Consider the following 1,678-nt stretch of genomic DNA (forward strand, 5'->3'; position numbering starts at 1 on the left):
CCCCGGCACCACACCCCCGCTTTCCCCGGGCACACCCCCCAAGGGAGCCTCTCCCGGCACGCCGCCCGGGGAGGACTCTCCCCGTACACCGCCCGAGGCGGGCCCTACCCGCACACCACCCGAGGCAGGCTCTACCCGCACACCACCCGAGGCAGGCTCTACCCGCACACCCCTCGGGGAGGGCCCTCCCCGTACGCCCCCGACGGGGGACTCTCCCGGCACGCCGCCCAAGGAGGACTCTCCCCGCACGCCGCCCAAGGGGGACTCTCCCGGCACACCCCCCGAGGAGGGCCCTCCCCGTACGCCCCCCAAGGGGAGCTCTCCCGGCACGCCGCCCGGGGAGGGCTCTCCCCGCACGTCGCCCAAGGGGGCCTCTCCCGGCACACCCCCCGAGGAGGGTCCTCCCCGCGCGCCCCCCACGGGGGGCTCTCCCGGCACACCCCCCGAGGAGGGTCCTCCCCGCGCGCCCCCCACGGGGGGCTCTCCCGGCATGCCGCCCGAGGAGGGCTCCTCCAGGAGACAGCCCGACGAGGGCTCCCCCGTGACGCCGCCCACGGAAAGGTCTTCCGAGACGGCGCCCGAGGGCGGCCCTCCTGGAACGCCGCCTGAGGGGCGCGCGGACTCACCCGCCGGGCAAGCCGGGGCGGTACGGGCAGCCGGAAGGGGACGCGGGGCGAATCGGGATCTCAGCCACGCCAGCATGGGACTACCGCTCTCACCGGGTGTCGTCACCGTTTCCGGGCGGTGGCGGGCACCCCGAAGGGCAGCGGCCTCTCCCCCGCTGCGCACGATCCGCGGCGCCGGGCCTCGCGGGTGGCCACAGGTGACGCCTGGCGACCAGACGGACGCGCGGTGCCACGAAGCACGGCAGATCCACATCTTGAGCCATCGACCCTGATTTGTCCCGCCATACCACCAAGACGGGGTGGTATCGGAGACGAAGAAGCCCCGGGGGCGGACCCCCGGGGCTGTCGTGCGCGTGGCTCCCGCGATAGGACTCGAACCTATAACCTGCCGGTTAACAGCCGGCTGCTCTGCCGATTGAGCTACACGGGATCGTGTTCGCGCCGTGGCGGGAGGGCGGTGACCCTACCGTTCGACGCGGAACTAGATTAGCGCATTCCGGAGGGTGCGTGTCGCACCCGGACCGCCCAGCGCCTCCGCGAAACGAGGCAAAACCCTCTTCGCCTGCAAACAGCCTGCACTTGGAACCATAACCCCACGCGCTCAGGGTAGGGGAGGCGGTGAGCGGGGGATGCCGGCAGCGGCACATGGAGGTGAAGGATGCGATACAGATTGACGTTCACCGTTGGATTGGCGGTCGGCTATGTGCTCGGCAGCCGGGCGGGCCGGGAACGGTACGAGCAGATCAAACGGCTGGCCCAGCGGGTTTCAGACAACCCCATGGTCCAGCAGGCCGCCGGCCTGGCCGGAGCCCAGGCGACCAAGGCGGCGGAAGCCACCCGTCACAAGCTGGGCGACGTACTAGGCGACCGAGTGCCCTTCCTCCACCGGAACGGCTGGAACGCCACCCCGGAGGACACCGGAACAGGATGGCCGGAACGGGAGATGAACCGCATCACCTAATCCCCCATCCCCAATAATCCGCGGCCCGCGCGAGCTCCCCTCACGCGGGCCGCTCCCATAACCCCACCCCCACAACCCCCCTGCCCCTCAC

At 71.9% G+C, this 1,678-nt stretch carries 1 protein-coding gene and 1 tRNA gene; one reads left to right on the forward strand and one right to left on the reverse strand.

Going from position 1 to position 1,678, the window contains the following annotated elements; genetic code table 11:
* Positions 1 to 980 precede the first annotated feature (980 nt).
* Positions 981 to 1,056, reverse strand: a tRNA-Asn gene (locus tag ACFP1K_RS41030).
* Positions 1,057 to 1,284: 228 nt separating this feature from the next.
* Between ACFP1K_RS41030 and ACFP1K_RS41035 the strand changes: the two genes are divergently transcribed.
* Complete coding sequence (locus ACFP1K_RS41035) at positions 1,285 to 1,587, forward strand: YtxH domain-containing protein (protein ID WP_380764008.1); 303 nt, start codon at positions 1,285 to 1,287, stop codon at positions 1,585 to 1,587.
* The last annotated feature ends 91 nt before the right edge of the window (positions 1,588 to 1,678 follow it).

It is taken from the genome of Sphaerisporangium aureirubrum, assembly GCF_042658925.1.
Lineage (GTDB): Bacteria > Actinomycetota > Actinomycetes > Streptosporangiales > Streptosporangiaceae > Sphaerisporangium > Sphaerisporangium aureirubrum.

What these genes read in the sequence shown, in the direction of transcription:
- ACFP1K_RS41035 (WP_380764008.1), top strand. Translation starts at nt 1,285, where the DNA reads ATGCGATACAGATTGACGTTCACCGTTGGATTGGCGGTCGGCTATGTG.